This is a genomic window from Bacillus cereus group sp. MYBK101-2, assembly GCF_051918845.1.
Taxonomy (GTDB): Bacteria; Bacillota; Bacilli; order Bacillales; family Bacillaceae_G; genus Bacillus_A; species Bacillus_A paranthracis.
This window is the reverse complement of sequence record NZ_JBQAIE010000007.1, coordinates 111,028-127,615: the sequence shown is the minus strand read 5'-3', so window position 1 is coordinate 127,615 and position 16,588 is coordinate 111,028. Positions and strand designations below refer to the sequence as shown.

Sequence of the window (16,588 nt, the reverse complement as noted above, 5' to 3'; positions counted from 1 at the left end):
TTTCATGTATTATATACGAGAAGGGTAAGGTAAGAGTTACCCTTTGCCATTTTAGGAAAGGTCCTGTTGGAAACAACAGGACCTTTTTTCATATTAGTAAAAGCAATCTTGATTTACTCATTTAACCCACTCATTACTTCCCCAAATATAGTTTCAACCATTTTTGCTTTAAGCTCTCTGACCTGAAATGCTATACGTTCTCTTCTAAGTAATCGACTACTCGTACTATGCGTGCTTCTCTTTACATACCTAACTTTCCGTACAGCTTGTTTCCCTTTAAAGTATTTCACATAATACAAACAAAAGAACCGTTCTTGTTCCGTCAACTCTTCATCATCTAGCATCTCGTTCACCTCCTTAAAAATGCAGGATTTCCCTTTCCACTATCGAATTAGTAATGTTCGGAAAGGGGGTGTAACATGGCGGAAATTAAAGTGGGACTTACACAATTTTTAGACTTTACACTGAAAAGTAGTGCTGCTAAAACAAATTTTGTAAAGAATTTAAAATCTCAACCTGAATATCACCCGGTTTTTGATTACTGGAAACAATTACGAGAAACTGTTATTAAATTTCATAAAAACGAACTATCTTTTGATTGTTTTGAAACATTAGTACAAACTATTGACCAGAAGAAAAAGCAAAACTACATTGATGTTATAAAACAGTACAAAAAATTTATTAAAAACAAAGACGTCTCTTGGTTTGATCCAGGTAAATCGCATTGGTTATCACATAATTTAATCGTCCGCTCATCGCCTGAACTCGGTTTGCTCATTAATGATGAGCCGCATCTTATTAAACTGTTTTTCAAAGGAAAAAAAGAGCGAATTGATAAATATAACATCAACTCAACACTAACATTATTAAACGAATCAACATTTTCAAATGAATATAACGATGTGAATTATACAGTCCTTAACATCCAAAAGAACAAAATGTATACGAATAACTCTATTAATAATGATCATGTAATAGCTCTTGAATCAGAAGCTCACCAGCTTTGTTATTTATGGAATAAGATATAAAGGGTTTAGGAATCTCTTTCTATGTCTTGTTCATACGTAATTTGGTCACATTTTTCACAAACTACATTCATTTAATGGAAGCTCACCTTCTTGTTTCTCACAAACAATGCAGGGTGGGCGTTTTAAAAAATTAATTTCTTTACCCATTTCAACATCCTAGTTACCCCTTTGAAAGAATAATGTAATACTGTCTTTCTATCACATCTACATTCCCCCTAACTTCTACCGCTAAATACTTCCTAACATGTTCTTACGATTCCTTTCTCGCTCCATATCATGTTTTTCTTTCACTCTATACAGAGTCGCAATTTCCCTTCTTGTTAGCCTTGCTTCTTTTACCTGCATTACTTTATTTAGATGTAATTGTTGCTGGAACTCCGCTAACGCCACTTAATCTCTTCTCTCACAACACCTCATAAAAATATATGGGGAAAAGAACTTTATAGCAATGGCTATCATGAATACAATTTACCTTACTAATAAATAGTAGCCTTACAATTTCAGAAGTTTGACACAGCTCACGAAAAAGCTTATAAAGAAAAGTGAGGTTCCTAATATTCATTTCTAGATTTAAGATGCATATAAGACTAGAACATAAAAAGTAGAATCACACTGGATATCTACTCATATGTACCAGGACTTCAAGAAACTGCGGTGGATCAATTTGCTAACGAATTTTTCGAAAAGAAAGGTTCTCCCTTCCACAGCAAATACACCAACTAAATAACCAAAAATATTGATAGTGAAAAAGGAGAAACAAAACATGAAAGAAATCAAATCTGAACAGGAATTCAAAGACATCATCGCAAGCGAGGAGCCAGTAGTTGTTAAGTTCTTTACTACATGGTGTCCAGATTGCGTGCGTATGGACAACTTTATCGGAGATGTGATGGAAGAGTTCAATAAGTTTGAATGGTATTCTATTAATAAAGATGAGTTCCCAAATATCGCTGAAGAGTATCAAGTAATGGGTATTCCAAGTTTACTTGTATATCAAAATGGGGAGAAGCTAGGCCACTTACATAGTGCTAACGCAAAAACTGAAGAGCAAGTTACTGAGTTTTTAGAAGCATACTAAGATGAAAACCCTCTGAAAAATATTTTCTAGAGGGTTTTTTTATTTTTTCCAAATCAGCTGTCAGAAGTGTACATATTTGTACTCCCTTCTCCTTCCCCGGTTATACATAGATCTAAATCGCTTGCATACCCTAACTTTGCACTTTACAACATATTTTTCCTTCATGAAACTTTGTTATCCACTTCTTAAAAAGCTATAAAACGTCAACAATGTTTGTATAGACCCACACGACTTTCGTTTGATACTCTATTTATAGAAAGAAATTCCTTGTAGAAAGGTGAGTGATTAAAATGGATACTCTTTCTCATAAAGAAGCTGATAAAGGTGCTATTGTCAGCATTTTGGCCTACATATTTTTATCCTCTATGAAAATCATCATCAGTTATATTACCCTCTCTAGCGCATTACGTGCTGACGGTTTAAATAACTTAACCGATATCGGTGCTTCTTTAGCGATATTAATTGGTCTAAAAATCTCTCGGAAACCTCGTGATCCAGATCATCCATATGGGCATTCGCGTGCAGAACAAATTGCATCACTTGTTGCTTCTTTTATTATGGCAACGGTCGGATTAGAAGTTGTTATTAGTGCCATTCAATCTTTTTTAAATCCGAAACAAGCAGCACCTAATGTACTTGCTGCATGGGTAGCTTTATTTTCTGCTGTCGTTATGTACTGTGTGTATTTGTATACGAAAAAGATTGCAGCACGAACAAGAAGTAAATCATTAGAAGCAGCTGCAAAGGATAATTTATCAGATGCTCTCGTAAGTATTGGTACAGTAGTAGGTATTGTCGGTTCGCAGTTCCAAATGCCTATTTTAGATCCTATTGCTGCTTTAATTGTCGGTCTTATTATTTGTAAAACTGCATGGGAGATTTTCGTAGAAGCTTCTCATATGTTAACGGATGGAATCGATCCAGATAAGATGGAAGAATACGCTGATGCGATTGAACATATTGGTGGCGTGGAAAACATCGTAGATATTCGCGCTCGTATGTACGGGAATCAAACGTACGTTGATATTACAATTGAGGTAGATGCTCGTATGGATGTTGGAGAAAGTCACTGTATTACTGACAACATCGAGGCAATGCTTCGGAAAAAGTTTGGCATTTATCATGCGCACATTCATGTTGAACCAATGGAAAAAGAACCTATTATGACATAGGTTCTTTTTTAATGAACGTTTTATGAAATATAACACATAAAACGAGCCAGCTACCGCCAGCTGCCCATCCTGCTAATATGTCAGATGGATAGTGAACGCCAAGATATATTCGGCTAACTGAAATAGATAATACAACAAAGCTCGCTATAAAAATAATCAACAATTTTTTATGCAACGTAATACGTTCTTCTGTAATCGTGACGTATGCAATAAATCCTAAAAAAGCAGTAGCATTCATCGTATGACCGCTCGGAAAACTATATCCAGTTGCAGTAACAAGCTGCGACACATCAGGTCTTGCTCGCTCGTACCATAGTTTAAGCATACTGTTTAAATAACGAGATCCATAATAATTAATTGTTAGAAGTAATGCACTAAGCAACTTTTTTCTAACGAGAAAATACATTACAAGAATAATGAGTAACGGAAAATATATTCTTTTGGAACCGATAAAAGACACCCAAGTAAAGTAGGCTGTCAAATAATCGTTTCGAAAACTTTGAATAAAATGCGCGACTATATTGTCAAATTTCTCAATACAAGCGGTATGATACGAAAGTGATAATACGACAAAACAAATGAGTAGCGTTGAACTTAACAAGTATAAATGTCGATATCGTTTCACATACATAACCTCACTATGCAAAAAAATGGAGCGGTTGTTTTAGTTTTCCTCTCCATTTCTTTTTTATGCATAGTTTATTAAAAAATATAATTGTTAATTGTTTCTTTCATTGTTGGAATATCTTCATTCGTTACTGTAAAGCGAATCACTTTCTCATCAAGATCAAGTGCTTCTGCAAATAAACCTGCTAATCCGCGAGATTTTCTGTCTACTTCCATAATAATCTCTAGGCGATCGTAAGCACTTGGCAAAATCAACAATTCTAGTTCATCTAATTTCCCATAATACTGTCCGGAAACAGGAACAAACTCAAATTCTTGTGCGAATGGAACTTGCTTACGTAGTCGATACGGTAATTCTTCACACTCAATATGACGCGCTTTAAAGCCTAATTGATTGACACTCTCTAACACACTATTTAATAGTGCATTTGGCAACACTTGAATGTAATCACGATCACTTGGATCTATACTACGTTTAATATCAAGGCCTGTGTGTATCCAAACTGTTTTCATTCCAAGAGTAAGCGGTGTTTCAACTGGCATTTTAAATGAAAATGGAATTTCTCTTTTTTCATTCGGCTCAACAGAAAAAGGTTCTGTTAAACGAACTCGCTCTAAATCATATGTTGTTGTTACTTTTTTATCATCTACTTCTCGTACATACGATGTTGATAGCGTTAAGTAAATGCTTTCAATTTGTTGGCTAACGGAACCTCCCGTTATATGAACCTTTCCGTATATCTCTTCACCAACAATATACTCATCTTTTTCAAGAACTGTATCTACTTTTGCATTACCGATACCAACGCTTGCTAAAAACTTTTGAAACATGGATCCTCCATCCTTTCTAAAGCAAAAGCTACATCTTTTTTTAAATCTCGTACATTCTCATAGTACGGCGTTTTTATTTGTAACATTCGCATCAGCATTTCACGGTTGTAATTTTCCAAAGTTAATTCGTCATACCATGGTTTTTCATATTTTTCATTAGATTCATAGCCTGCATATAATAAAAATAATGAGAAATGACCAAGCGCATAAAAATCGCTACGAAAGTGAACTTCTCGCATCAAAGCTTGTTCACCTTCATACGTTGTAGCTCGTTCATCACCCTCACCTTTCAATTTCGCCAACCCAAAATCAATAATACTAATTTGGTTTTCTTTCATTAATATGTTTGGAATGCGTAAATCTCGGTGAATAATACCTTTACTATGAAACACTGATACAATTTCTAATATTTCATATAAAATTTTTAAAACTTCACGTTCTGTATATACATGTCCATCTAAGAAAATATAATCTTCAAAATTTTTACCAGGCATATATTCCATCACAAAAAAGCTTTTTTTCTCCCATACGAAATGATCATATAAACTAGGAATTGCATGATGATTTAATGTTTGTAAAATCATTTTCTCTTGTTCAAATGATTTTCTACCAGACTCATATCTTTGTTTACTTTGTCTTAATTGTTTTAAGACTTTATATCTATTTATTTGTAAATCATTAACGACATATGTAACCCCATAACTACCCATTCCAATTACTGATTCAATTTTATAACGTTCTACAACAATTGTATTTTTTCGCAGTGGTCTATCAAATAAAGCTAGTATACGACGCCATTTCATCAACTACTTGAAAAGAAGCTACGGCTTTTACGTTTTCTTTTATAATGATGATGCCCATAACCAGATGAACGTCGTTTATAATCGCTACTTGAATAAGAGCGACCTCTATGGCGATAATCACTACTAGAATACGAACGATATTTTTTCTTTCCTAATAAAGAATCAATAATTTTTTTGAACATCCCTTCACCTCTTGAGTAAAATTTTCTTTTAATTATACCAAGTATTGCTGGCTACATTTGTGACAAGTTTGTAAAGAGTAAAAAACGACGAGTTAAGCCCGTCGTTACTTTCACTCATTCTCTTCATCAAACACTTCATCAATCATACATTTCTCTAATAAATACTCGAATGTAATATCTGCGAGATCTTCAATTTCTTCTCGTTTTGGGACGTATCCTCTTTCAATTAGTTGCTCATAAAAAAACTCCGCAATCTCTTCCGTATCAATTACGACTTCAATTTCCTTCATGAGCATCACTCCTTTATTTCTGTTTTATGAAAAAATCTCAAAAATATGTATATGAGATTAGAAAAATAGTTTTTCTTTTTTATAGGTCATATCCTTTGGACAAGGTGCATACGATGGTAGTACAAGCTATCAAAAAGGGGGATTATAATTATGGAATATCAATACGAGGTAAAGCAAGAAGTAGGACAAACAAAAGAAGAGTTCATGCATGAAGATCAATGGGCAGACTCTCTTATTAAATGGCTTTTTATTTTTTTAATAATTGTAGGCATACCTTATACTGCATATGTTGTTGTTCAATTCATTCTCTCTTTCTAGTTAACTATTTTTTCTCTGTCAATTTAACTAAATAATTATGAACAACATCCATAACAATTTTGTATTCTTCATCTTTAAATGTATCAAATAACAATTGATAATCGTTATAAATATCAAGTAATCCATCAATGATTTCTTGACGATTTGTCTTAACACTCACTTTTTTCGAGTTGTTAATTGACTTTAATTTTCCTAAATCTAATTTATTCATACCTGCTTTATCTTGTTTCATTTTCTTCAAAATTGCATTTGCCGTTTGAGCATTGGCAAGTAACGTTAAATCTGACTCATCCGCTTCTAACCATTCACCATCCGTAATTCGTGACAGTTCATATATTGTATCTTCCCATGCGTCATTTTTATATCTCCATACTTCTGTACGAAAACCAACAATTCGAAACACATCTTTATCGTATCCTGTTACTTGCACGAGATCACCAAATGTGAAATTATAGTTTAATTCAATCCACTCAGTTTCACCTTTTTTCATATCTTGCTCTGTAACGTGCTGCAATGTTTGCTCTACGTAAAATCCATCGTGATTATTGACTTCGTATACGTAAACTCCATCTAAAACCTTCATATTTGTGATTTTACCAACGGTTCCATATAGCGTAATCACGACTATGTCCCCTACGTTATATTTAGGTTGCTTTTTCCTTGCCATCTATATCTCTCCTTTTTTTGACGTCGTGATTTTGATAACAGTATATGCAACCTACTTAAAAACGCTTATCACAGAAGCGTATATTCATAAATTTTTTCAATAAAAAATATCATCATATGAAAATTTATTTACAACGTAAAAAAAGCTAGCAAATAGACTAGCTTCATGTCGAAAAAAGTTCATATAGTTTTTATCTATCTTGTATGTATAAATCCCACGCTTCATCAAATATAGACATACTTTCTAGCATTCCACTTAGCTCTAAGTATGAACTAATTTCATCGTAATCTTCAGATTGCTTCGGAAAACTTAAATCATCATACATTGCCTCTGCTAAATTCGATATTTCATTACTAAATAAAGCTGCACGATGCTTCATCATATAGTGGTAAAATGTCTTTTTCAAAAATATTCCCTACCTTTCTAGCTTGGGTACATTATACAAGGCAAAAAAGAAAAAAACCAGCATAAAAGCTGGTTAAAAGTCGAAATAATTTCTTTTTAATAGACGTGGTCTTCCCATTAATTCTTCATATGTTAGTTGTTTTGGTAAGTCTTTCGTATAAATTAGAAACAATTGATCTTCTATTTCTTTCACTGTTTGATCTGATTGATAGTCCATACCACATGAGGAACAAGAAATGCATGGTGTCTCTTGGATTTCAATGGCTTTCGTACCATCTGGTAATTCCCAATATACAGTATTTAAGCTTTCTTTTGCTTCTGTACTGTCACACCACATACAATTCATACTGCATCACCCTCAGTTTTTTTGTCGTTTTCTTCTAATTTAGCCATTTGTGCTTGATATTTTTTATCTTTCAATTGGTCGCGCTTATCACGTTTATCTTTTAATGTTGCATGCGTTTCATTATCCTCATAGTCTTTACGACGGTTCATACGCTGTAAATCGTCTGGAACAAGATTAAATTTCTTATCGCTCATAAGGCCTGCGATACCAACATCTGAACGTTTTTCTTCGTAGTTTGGATAAATTTCTTTAAAGTACCCTTCTGCTCTTCCTGGAATGTAGCTTTCTGGCTCTGGATACGTTGTAATAACACCTTCAAAGTTACGAAGTACAACTTTATCTGCACTTTGCGAGATTAAATAGTTTGGTTGAAGCGCAATTTTACCGCCTCCTCCTGGTGCATCAACAACGAATGTTGGTACTGCATAACCAGACGTATGTCCGCGTAAACCTTCAATAATTTCAAGACCTTTAGAAACTGGTGCACGGAAATGACCAATACCTTCAGATAAGTCACATTGATAAATATAATATGGACGTACACGGATTTTTACTAAGTCATGCATTAGTTTTTTCATAATTGGAACGCTGTCATTAATACCAGCTAAAATTACTGCTTGGTTTCCGACTGGAACACCAGCATTCGCTAACATTTCACATGCTTTTTTCGATTCTTCAGTAATTTCAATAGATGTATTGAAATGTGTATTTAACCATACTGGATGATATTTTTTAATAATGTTACATAAGTTTTCTGTAATACGCTGCGGAAATACTACCGGCGCTCTCGTTCCGATACGAATAATCTCAACATGCGGAATCTCTCGTAAATTTTTTAATACATATTCTAAAATTTTATCGTTAATAAGAAGACCATCACCACCAGAGATTAATACATCTCGTACTTGTGGTGTTTCACGAATGTAAGCAATTGCATCATCTAATTGTTTCTTCGGCACACCCATTCCAATTTGTCCACTAAAACGACGGCGTGTACAGTAACGACAATACATAGAACATTGATTCGTTACTAAGAATAGTACGCGGTCAGGATAACGATGTGTTAACCCTGGAACTGGTGAATCTTCATCTTCATGAAGCGGATCTTCTAAATCATATTTTGTTTTATATAACTCTTCCGAGATCGGTACAGATTGCATCCGAATCGGACAGCGTGGGTCATCAGGATTCATTAACCAAGCATAGTACGGTGTAATATTTAACGGGATCGTTTTCGTTGAAATTTTAACGCCCTCTTCTTCATCAGGTGTTAAGTTAATCACTTTCTTTAAGTCATCTAACGTTTTGATCGTATTCGTTAATTGCCAAACCCAATCATTCCATTGCTCTTCAGTAACATCTTTCCATAATTCGATATCCTTCCAGTGACGATTTGGTTTGTATACATCATGTAACATTGCTATTCCCCCTTTTTATACGCTCATCCTTTATATAAGCAATAGTTATGCCAACTTTACTTTATTGATAAGTAAACGTACGGATAACCCTATTATATAAGCGAAAAAAATATTTTTAAGCACTGTATGAAATCCATACATACTATCATATTCATTACTTTTTATATATGTAAACGCTCTTTTATTGGTGCAAACACACAAAAACCGCCAATTATTCGGCGGTTTTGTCGTACTTACTCAGTTTATATTGAAGCGTCTGACGAGGGATACCTAACATTTTTGCAGCCTGTAATATATTCCCTTCTGTTTCAATTAACGCTTGATCTATTAATTTTTTTTCCGTTTGATGAAGTGCTTCTCTAAGAGGCAATATGCCCTTCTTCTTTGGAAAACTCTCTTTCCGAAATGTACGCGGTAAACAATTGGCTGTTAATGTATTCCCTTCTGCAATAATGACAGCATGTTCAATCGTATGTTTTAACTCCCGAACATTTCCAGGCCATTGGTAAGCTTGTAGTCTTTCTTTCGCTTCCTTATCCATTTGAAGTACACCTTTTTTATAACTTTTATTATATTCTTTCAAAAAATAAGACGCTAACAATAATACATCCTCCGTTCTTTCACGGAGCGGCGGAATATATAATGAAAAGACATTTAATCGATAGTATAAATCAGTGCGAATTTTATTCTCTTTTAAACATATTTCTGGCGGCTGATTCATTGCGGTAATAACGCGAACATCTACTTTTCTCGTCTTATTATCACCAATACGACGAATAACACCATCTTCTAATACACGTAGCATTTTCGCTTGTAAATCGAGTGGCATTGAATTCAGTTCATCTAAAAACAATGTCCCTCCATCTACAAGTTCAAATAATCCCGCTCGTTCAATTGCCCCCGTATAACTACCTTTCGTCGTTCCAAACAATAAACTTTCTAATAGAGACTCTGGCAAAGCTGCACAGTTTTGTGCAATAAACGGCTTGTTCTTCCGCTTAGAGGCTTCATGAATCGCTTGTACAAATAACTCTTTCCCTGTTCCTGTTTCCCCATATATTAAAACATTCGCATCAGTTGGGGCTACTTTTTGTGCTAATTCTTTCGTCTGTTTAAACCGAGCATCATTCGTCACGATCGTCTCAAATGCAACATCCTTTTTGACCGCTTTTTTTCTAGATGACCGCTTTATTTTCGACTGCAAATCGACTATTGTATCGGTAAGTTTTTGTACTGTGGAATAATCTTTTGCAATTTCAACAGCTCCAGCAATATTTCCATCTATGAAAATAGGTAACGTCGTATTTACTGTACAAATGTCTTCCCCATTTAAGTTTTGATAGTGCTGCACTTGATGAACGATTGGCTTTTTTGTATCTAATACTTTCATCAACGTACTTGTTTCCCTAGATAAAGAAGGAAACGCTTCTAACAAATGTTTACCTAACACTTTTTCAATTTTTGATCCATCGTGTTTTGCAGCTACAGTATTATAGAAAATTGTAATACCATTTTCATCTACTGCGTGTATAGCCTCATCAATACTGCCCAAAATCGCCTCAATGACTTCTTGTGTCGAAACTGCTAGCAATGTCATCCCCCCTCTTGCCGAAAATTCAGCAAATACTATGCCGAATTTCCGGCATACCTATGTGCGATTATAAGCATGACGATTCCGCTCTATTTTTATAACGTACTATTTAGACAAATCTTTTACCCATATATTCATATCTTCTAGCTTATCAAAAATGTAGCAATTGTTCGCCAATCTTCCCGTATACGTATAGCCTAACTGATGAAAGGCTGCATTCATTCCGAAAGAAAGCGATCGAGCAATTGTATAAGAACAGAAAATCGATTTTTCTTGAAGTTCTTCTTCTAACTTAATTAATAAACTTTTCATAAACCCATGTTTACGATATTCGGGTAAGGTCGCACAATTCGTTAATTCTGCATTTCCTTCTTTTATATTCATTTCTGCAGACGCTGTACTAATTATTTTCCCCTCGAATTCATACACATAGTAAATTGTATCGTCTTCTTTCATCGTTTGTTTTACATAACTCGCTTCGTTTAAAGGAGTCGGATACACTTCAAATACTTCTCCAAAGACAGCTGCTAATTCTTCTGCGTCCTCTTCTGTCGCTTTTCTTAATAGGAATTTTTCCGGAACTGTTTTTTCCTTTACTTCTTTTGCTTTTACACCGCTTAAAATGGTATCTTCCTCAGCCCAATGAATACTATTTCGTCTTTCATCATTATTAAATTTCACGAAGAAGTATGCATCGTGACCTTGAAAATAATGTGGTATTGTTGCTTCTAATAAAAAACCGAAAGAGAGCCATGTTGAAACATGCTCTCCCTTTCCTTTAACAATACATTTAGTGAAAGAATGTTTCTCTGCTAATTCGTCAATTGTTTGGATAATTCTCTCAATATTTCCTGTGTAGTGGTCTACTCGAATACGTTTATTAAAATAGTCCAAAACGCCTTCTACTGTATAGCCATTCGTCTGTTCTCTAAAAGATTCATAGTATTTCATTTTTTCACCTCACACCAATCTAGTAATGTACATGCAATAATTTTCGCGGCAGCTATCATTTTATCAACTTCTATATATTCGTTTGGATAATGCGCTACTTTCGTTTCTCCTGGGCCAAATACTATCGTTGGTACACCTGCGATTTGTGTAAATAAACCTCCATCAGTCCCCCACGGTGATGCTTCAATAATCGGTTTGTTCCCTTCGATTTCAACAAAGTTATGTTCAAGCGTTGTAATTAACTCATGATTTTCTTCTAGTTCACCTGGAACCCATCTTGCTCCAAACCATTCCACTTCTACAGGATTTTCAACAAACCAACTGTCCACACCATTTAATTCAGCGATCCAATTCTCGAACTCTTCTTTTGCTGCCTCTATAGTCTCATTCGGCGCAATACCGCATCTTCCTTCTAAAATTAACGAATCAGGAACAGAACTTGGCCAGCTACCGCCTTCAATTTTCCCAATATTAATTGGAATTGGGATCGGGATTCCTTTAAATAATGGATCTGTAATTCGGTCATTTCTCTTCTCTTCCAACTTTCTCAAATGATCTATAACAAACATACTTTTTTCAATTGCACTTACTCCTTCATAACGCGTCCCACCGTGTGCTGCTTTCCCTTTCACATGTAGACGAAACCACATGGATCCTTGTTGTTTCGGGAAAAACTTCATATTTGTTGGCTCCGGAATAATAACACCATCTGCTTTATATCCTCGTAATATAGTTGCTAATGTTCCTGCTCCGCCGCTTTCTTCTTCTATTACACTTTGAAAATAAATATCTCCTTTTAATTCAATACGAGATTCAATAATTGCTTCCATCGCAAGCATTAATGCGACATTGCCGCCCTTCATATCTGTCGTTCCACGACCATATATACGATTTCCTATTTTCTCACCACTATAAGGATGATAGTCCCACTGATTCACATCTCCTTCTGGTACGACATCAATATGCCCATTTAATATCATAGATTTCCCGTCGCCGCTTCCTTTAAGGGTTGCCACAATGTTCGGGCTATCTGAAAAACTTGTACGCGGTGAAACAAAATAAGGATGATCTTTCATTTTAGAAAATGATGGCTCCCATATATCAAGATCTAAGCCTAGCTCACGTAATTTTTCAATCACAATTGCCTGCGCACCACTTTCATCACCAGATACGCTCTTTTCTTGAATTAATCGTTTTAAAAATTTTACGCTTTCTTCTTCATGACTCTCAATATAATCACAAACTTGTTTTTTTAATTGCTCCATATATTATATCTCCCCTCATTCAATTACTAGTAAGTTAGAGCCAATTTTAAAATCCGCTTCTGTATGTTGTTTTATATCTTCCACTGTGTATGGGCTCATCAATTCTTGTAAAATAAGTCCACCCTGCGTTACTTCCATTACTGCCATATCCGTAATAATTAAATCTACGCATTTTTTTGAAGTTAATGGTAATGTACACTCCGAAACAATTTTTGCATTTCCGTATTTATCGACATGATTCATCACAACAACGACCCGCTTCGCTTTTTGAGCTAAATCCATTGCTCCTCCAATACCTGGAACACGTTTCCCTGGAACAATCCAGTTTGCTAAATCACCATTCTCGCTTACTTGTAATGAACCAAGAATCGTTATATCTAGTAAACCTTTTCGAATCATCCCAAACGCTGTGCAACTATCAAAATAACTTGCTCCTGTAATAAGAGAAGTTGGCAAACCTGCTGCGTTACATAAATTTTCGTCTTCATTTCCTTTGCTTGGCGTAGGTCCCATACCTACAATTCCATTTTCCGCATGAAACATAACGTTTATATCGTCAGGCAAATGATTCGGTACAAGCGATGGTATACCAATACCTAAATTTACAATCATGCCATTTTGTATTTCTTTCGCCGCACGTCTAGCAATCTTATCTCTCACTTCTACGCCCATACCCATTTCCAATTCACTCCTTCCGACGGTACGATATAATTTACAAATACTCCTGGGACAACAATTTCTTCTGGATCTAAACTTCCAAGTGGAACAATTTCTTCTGCTTCTACAATCGTTATATCCCCGGCCATAGCAACGTGAGGATTCATGTTACGAGCACTCTTATCAAACACAAGGTTACCGAACGGATCCGCCTTTTTCGCATATACAATCGCAACCTCAGCAGTTAATGCTGTTTCAACTAAATATGTTTTACCATTCATTTCAACAGTACGTTTTCCTTCTTCTACAATCGTATCAACACCTACATCAACTAATACACCACCAAGTCCTACACCACCAGCGCGAATACGCTCTGCTAGTGTTCCTTGGGGAGAAAACTCAATTTGTAACCTTCCTTCGTTTAGCTGTCTTCCTGCATTTGGATTTGAACCGATATGAGAAGTAATTAATGATTTTACTCTTTCATTCGTAACGAGACGACCAATTCCTACATCAGGAAACCCCGTATCATTTCCTATTAAATTTAAATTTGTAACTCCTTTTTCTAAAATCGCCTGTATTAATGATGGAGGGGATCCAATCCCCCCAAATCCCCCAAACATTAATGTCATATCATCGTGGAACAAAGAAATTACTTCCTCTATCTCTTTTAATTTACCGAATGTATTCGTAATAGTTGTCATGCGATACTATGCCCTCCTTTTTGCATCATTTCTTCTACACTTTTTGCAAAAATTGAAAGTAATTCATCTAACTCGGAATATGTAGTTGTCATTGGCGGTGCTACAAGCAGTGCACTATCTTCTTTTCCTGCTTGCCCTGAAACAGCTTGGTATAAAAGAAGACCATTTTTAGCTGCAACCGAAATAAGTTCCGACGCTTTTGTAAACGGTTGCAATTCTACTCCAATCAGCAATCCTTTTCCACGCACATCAGCAATGATTGTCGATTGTTGCTGAACTTTCTGTAATCCTTTTATTAAATACTCTCCCTTTTCCGCTGTTTTTTCAGGTAGATTATGTTTCTCCATATATTCAATAACAGCTAGAGCTGTTGCTGCAGATAATGGATTTGCACTTAACGTATGTCCACTCATAACAGAACGCGATCCTCGTAAAATTGGCTCCATAACACGGTCACTTACAACCGTCGCTGCCATCGGTGTGTATCCAGCTCCTAAACCTTTACCAAGGGTCATAATATCCGGTTCTACACCCCAATGCTCCATCGCAAACCATGCACCAGTACGCCCAAGCCCAGTCATTACTTCATCAGCAATAAATAAAATATCGTAATGACTACAAATGTCTTTAATAACTTTATAATATTCTTTCGGCGGAACGACTGCACCTCCAGCTGCTCCAATAATCGGTTCAGCAATAAAAGCCGCAATATGTTCTGCTCCAATCCTTTCAATTGATCTTTCTAGTTCAGTCGCACAAGCAAGCTGACAAGTTGGATATACCTTTTGTACTGGACATCTAAAACAATATGGAGCTGGAATAGTTGGATAATCTTCTAAAATTGACACGAAACGTTGTCTACGCAGTGGATGCCCAGACATTGATAAGGCTCCCATCGTAATACCGTGATAACTCATCCATCGTGACAATATTTTATGTTTCCCTTGAATACCTCGCTCTTGAAAATGCTGGATTGCAATTTTCATAGCTGTTTCATTTGCTTCCGTACCACTATTTACAAAAAAGCTCCAGTTCAAATCTCCTACACTTAAATCGCTTAGTTTCTTAGCTAATTTTTCAGCTGGTTCACTCGTAAACTGTGATCTATAAACGAAAGCAATCTCCTCAGCTTGCTTTTTGATAACGTCCGCAATCTCCTTTACGCCATGCCCAATACCTGCCGTAATTGCTCCTGACGAGCCATCAAAATATTTATTTCCGTTTTGATCATACAAATAGACACCTTTTCCATGTGAAATCATTGGATACGGCTGACCAACAAGTGGTTTAATTAAGTAATCGCGCATAGCGCTCCCCCATTTCTCCAATTTGTATATATATATGAAGAAAATTGACGTTTCTTTCATAAAAAAGAACCCTCTGCGAAAGCAGTGAATTTATCAAAAAACTATTATAAAATATACAAATGAGTGCTAAATACCAATTTTAAAAACAGAAAATTCAGAACTTAATTCAAAGACCAACCCTTATCTATATGCTCAAATAACCCTCCCTTATATAAAATTAACGCTTCACTAAATGTTTTTCTAACATAATGTCAGCTTCCCTCAAATGCCGACATTGTGTAAACTTCGACGAAACTCCCTTTAAACTCCTTCCTGTTCTCCTACTTTATATTGCATATTTTTAAACAAATCTCGACAATTAATCCTACTAAATGCATAGCAATTATTTTTATAGAAACCAATATTTCACATATACTTCGCTCTGGTTTATACAATAAAAAAAGAACCGATTAACCACATTAATCAGTTCGGCACGACGCTCTGTTATCAGTTAATACCGTCACTTGCTAACATAAATAGAAACAATAGTATTACAAAATCACAATTCATCCTACAGTATAAAGCACAAAACCGTCCATAACTCCATTCACAATTCCTTGCGGGATATCCCCATCCCAAAGTTTCATTCCTTTCCTTAATTTCAAACTACCTTTCCTTTATAATTTATGTAGGACAATTATTACTTTGTATGTGTATTTGCCCATAATTAAAAAAATCCCTAGTTTCCTAAGGGTTTCAGGACATGGTTTCGACATGTCACGTGTTATGCTCTCAAATTTTTCATTTCGAAATACACACTTCCTCTGCCAATATGGATGATATATTTTTGTATCCTCTAGAAAATTATAACTCTCGTTCACCTAAACTTAGCTTATCCTTAAAAAATACTTATTATTAATTTTCAACCTTTCTCCTTTAAAAAACAATTTTTTCGCATAACCTCATTCT

Annotated in this window: 21 protein-coding genes and 1 pseudogene; 5 read left to right on the top strand and 17 right to left on the bottom strand. The window is 35.3% G+C overall.

Annotated features, from left to right (window positions below; translation table 11 throughout):
• Window positions 1–113: 113 nt before the first annotated feature.
• Window positions 114–344 (bottom strand): terminase small subunit, encoded by a 231-nt coding sequence (locus ACTFSI_RS15720; protein ID WP_000883185.1) that lies wholly within the window; start codon window positions 342–344, stop codon window positions 114–116.
• A gap of 75 nt (window positions 345–419) precedes the next feature.
• Between ACTFSI_RS15720 and ACTFSI_RS15715 the strand changes: the two genes are divergently transcribed.
• On the top strand, window positions 420–1,028 hold the full coding sequence (locus tag ACTFSI_RS15715) for a hypothetical protein (RefSeq protein WP_044790679.1): 609 nt from the start codon (window positions 420–422) through the stop codon (window positions 1,026–1,028).
• Window positions 1,029–1,256: 228 nt separating this feature from the next.
• On the opposite strand, the gene ACTFSI_RS15710 is transcribed toward ACTFSI_RS15715, so the two are convergent.
• Entirely contained in the window at window positions 1,257–1,418 is a 162-nt protein-coding gene (locus tag ACTFSI_RS15710; RefSeq protein WP_014481658.1) for a hypothetical protein, read from the bottom strand.
• Between the two features lie 109 nt (window positions 1,419–1,527).
• Between ACTFSI_RS15710 and ACTFSI_RS15705 the strand changes: the two are divergent.
• The 3 genes and pseudogenes from ACTFSI_RS15705 to ACTFSI_RS15695 all read left to right on the top strand — a co-directional run.
• Window positions 1,528–1,751 (top strand): annotated as a pseudogene (locus ACTFSI_RS15705) (hypothetical protein); the annotation flags it as partial.
• Window positions 1,752–1,791: 40 nt separating this feature from the next.
• Complete coding sequence (locus tag ACTFSI_RS15700) at window positions 1,792–2,106, top strand: thioredoxin family protein (RefSeq protein WP_000658775.1); 315 nt, start codon at window positions 1,792–1,794, stop codon at window positions 2,104–2,106.
• Between the two features lie 290 nt (window positions 2,107–2,396).
• The gene (locus tag ACTFSI_RS15695; protein WP_000380376.1) at window positions 2,397–3,278 is read left to right on the top strand and encodes a cation diffusion facilitator family transporter; all 882 of its coding nucleotides are present in this window, start codon (window positions 2,397–2,399) and stop codon (window positions 3,276–3,278) included.
• Here the strand turns inward: ACTFSI_RS15695 and ACTFSI_RS15690 are convergent.
• From ACTFSI_RS15690 to ACTFSI_RS15670, 5 genes are all read right to left on the bottom strand, one after another.
• Entirely contained in the window at window positions 3,268–3,903 is a 636-nt protein-coding gene (locus ACTFSI_RS15690) for a phosphatase PAP2 family protein (RefSeq protein ID WP_000833371.1), read from the bottom strand. The genes ACTFSI_RS15695 and ACTFSI_RS15690 overlap by 11 nt on opposite strands.
• 77 nt (window positions 3,904–3,980) lie before the next feature.
• Window positions 3,981–4,736 carry a sporulation protein gene (locus tag ACTFSI_RS15685; protein WP_000486607.1) on the bottom strand — a complete coding sequence of 252 codons (756 nt, stop codon included), beginning with the start codon at window positions 4,734–4,736 and terminating at the stop codon, window positions 3,981–3,983.
• Window positions 4,718–5,539, bottom strand: coding sequence for a serine/threonine protein kinase (locus ACTFSI_RS15680; RefSeq protein WP_044790680.1), 822 nt, complete (start codon window positions 5,537–5,539; stop codon window positions 4,718–4,720). The genes ACTFSI_RS15685 and ACTFSI_RS15680 overlap by 19 nt, the downstream gene beginning before the upstream one ends.
• Window positions 5,539–5,721, bottom strand: a complete 183-nt coding sequence (locus ACTFSI_RS15675; protein WP_000473370.1) for a hypothetical protein — start codon at window positions 5,719–5,721, stop codon at window positions 5,539–5,541. The genes ACTFSI_RS15680 and ACTFSI_RS15675 overlap by 1 nt, the downstream gene beginning before the upstream one ends.
• Window positions 5,722–5,831: 110 nt before the next feature.
• The gene (locus tag ACTFSI_RS15670) at window positions 5,832–6,011 is read right to left on the bottom strand and encodes a YozD family protein (RefSeq protein ID WP_440045471.1); all 180 of its coding nucleotides are present in this window, start codon (window positions 6,009–6,011) and stop codon (window positions 5,832–5,834) included.
• A 150-nt stretch (window positions 6,012–6,161) separates the two neighbouring features.
• Here ACTFSI_RS15670 and ACTFSI_RS15665 point away from each other — a divergent pair, with 150 nt between their 5' ends.
• The gene (locus ACTFSI_RS15665; RefSeq protein ID WP_000456537.1) at window positions 6,162–6,329 is read left to right on the top strand and encodes a DUF3930 family protein; all 168 of its coding nucleotides are present in this window, start codon (window positions 6,162–6,164) and stop codon (window positions 6,327–6,329) included.
• A 4-nt stretch (window positions 6,330–6,333) separates the two neighbouring features.
• On the opposite strand, the gene ACTFSI_RS15660 is transcribed toward ACTFSI_RS15665, so the two are convergent.
• The 10 genes from ACTFSI_RS15660 to ACTFSI_RS15615 all read right to left on the bottom strand — a co-directional run bounded on the left by ACTFSI_RS15660 (window position 6,334) and on the right by ACTFSI_RS15615 (window position 15,640).
• Window positions 6,334–6,996 carry a hypothetical protein gene (locus ACTFSI_RS15660; protein WP_000101501.1) on the bottom strand — a complete coding sequence of 221 codons (663 nt, stop codon included), beginning with the start codon at window positions 6,994–6,996 and terminating at the stop codon, window positions 6,334–6,336.
• A 190-nt stretch (window positions 6,997–7,186) separates the two neighbouring features.
• Window positions 7,187–7,402: a YozE family protein gene (locus ACTFSI_RS15655; RefSeq protein WP_000750724.1), complete on the bottom strand. Its 216-nt coding sequence runs from the start codon at window positions 7,400–7,402 to the stop codon at window positions 7,187–7,189.
• A 72-nt stretch (window positions 7,403–7,474) separates the two neighbouring features.
• Window positions 7,475–7,747, bottom strand: coding sequence for a YokU family protein (locus ACTFSI_RS15650; RefSeq protein ID WP_000995764.1), 273 nt, complete (start codon window positions 7,745–7,747; stop codon window positions 7,475–7,477).
• On the bottom strand, window positions 7,744–9,165 hold the full coding sequence (gene ablA, locus ACTFSI_RS15645; protein WP_000902136.1) for a lysine 2,3-aminomutase: 1,422 nt from the start codon (window positions 9,163–9,165) through the stop codon (window positions 7,744–7,746). The genes ACTFSI_RS15650 and ablA overlap by 4 nt, the downstream gene beginning before the upstream one ends.
• A 211-nt stretch (window positions 9,166–9,376) precedes the next feature.
• Window positions 9,377–10,762 carry an arginine utilization transcriptional regulator RocR gene (rocR, locus tag ACTFSI_RS15640; RefSeq protein WP_001997445.1) on the bottom strand — a complete coding sequence of 462 codons (1,386 nt, stop codon included), beginning with the start codon at window positions 10,760–10,762 and terminating at the stop codon, window positions 9,377–9,379.
• A 99-nt stretch (window positions 10,763–10,861) separates the two neighbouring features.
• Window positions 10,862–11,707 (bottom strand): putative beta-lysine N-acetyltransferase, encoded by an 846-nt coding sequence (gene ablB, locus ACTFSI_RS15635; protein ID WP_270364439.1) that lies wholly within the window; start codon window positions 11,705–11,707, stop codon window positions 10,862–10,864.
• Window positions 11,704–12,972 (bottom strand): peptidase, encoded by a 1,269-nt coding sequence (locus tag ACTFSI_RS15630; protein ID WP_139895487.1) that lies wholly within the window; start codon window positions 12,970–12,972, stop codon window positions 11,704–11,706. The genes ablB and ACTFSI_RS15630 overlap by 4 nt, the downstream gene beginning before the upstream one ends.
• A 15-nt stretch (window positions 12,973–12,987) precedes the next feature.
• Window positions 12,988–13,650 (bottom strand): CoA transferase subunit B, encoded by a 663-nt coding sequence (locus ACTFSI_RS15625; RefSeq protein ID WP_000525283.1) that lies wholly within the window; start codon window positions 13,648–13,650, stop codon window positions 12,988–12,990.
• Entirely contained in the window at window positions 13,635–14,333 is a 699-nt protein-coding gene (gene atoD, locus ACTFSI_RS15620; RefSeq protein ID WP_000208105.1) for an acetate CoA-transferase subunit alpha, read from the bottom strand. Before atoD ends, ACTFSI_RS15625 begins: the two co-directional genes overlap by 16 nt.
• The gene (locus ACTFSI_RS15615; RefSeq protein ID WP_001205894.1) at window positions 14,330–15,640 is read right to left on the bottom strand and encodes an aspartate aminotransferase family protein; all 1,311 of its coding nucleotides are present in this window, start codon (window positions 15,638–15,640) and stop codon (window positions 14,330–14,332) included. The genes atoD and ACTFSI_RS15615 overlap by 4 nt, the downstream gene beginning before the upstream one ends.
• Between the last annotated feature and the right edge of the window lie 948 nt (window positions 15,641–16,588).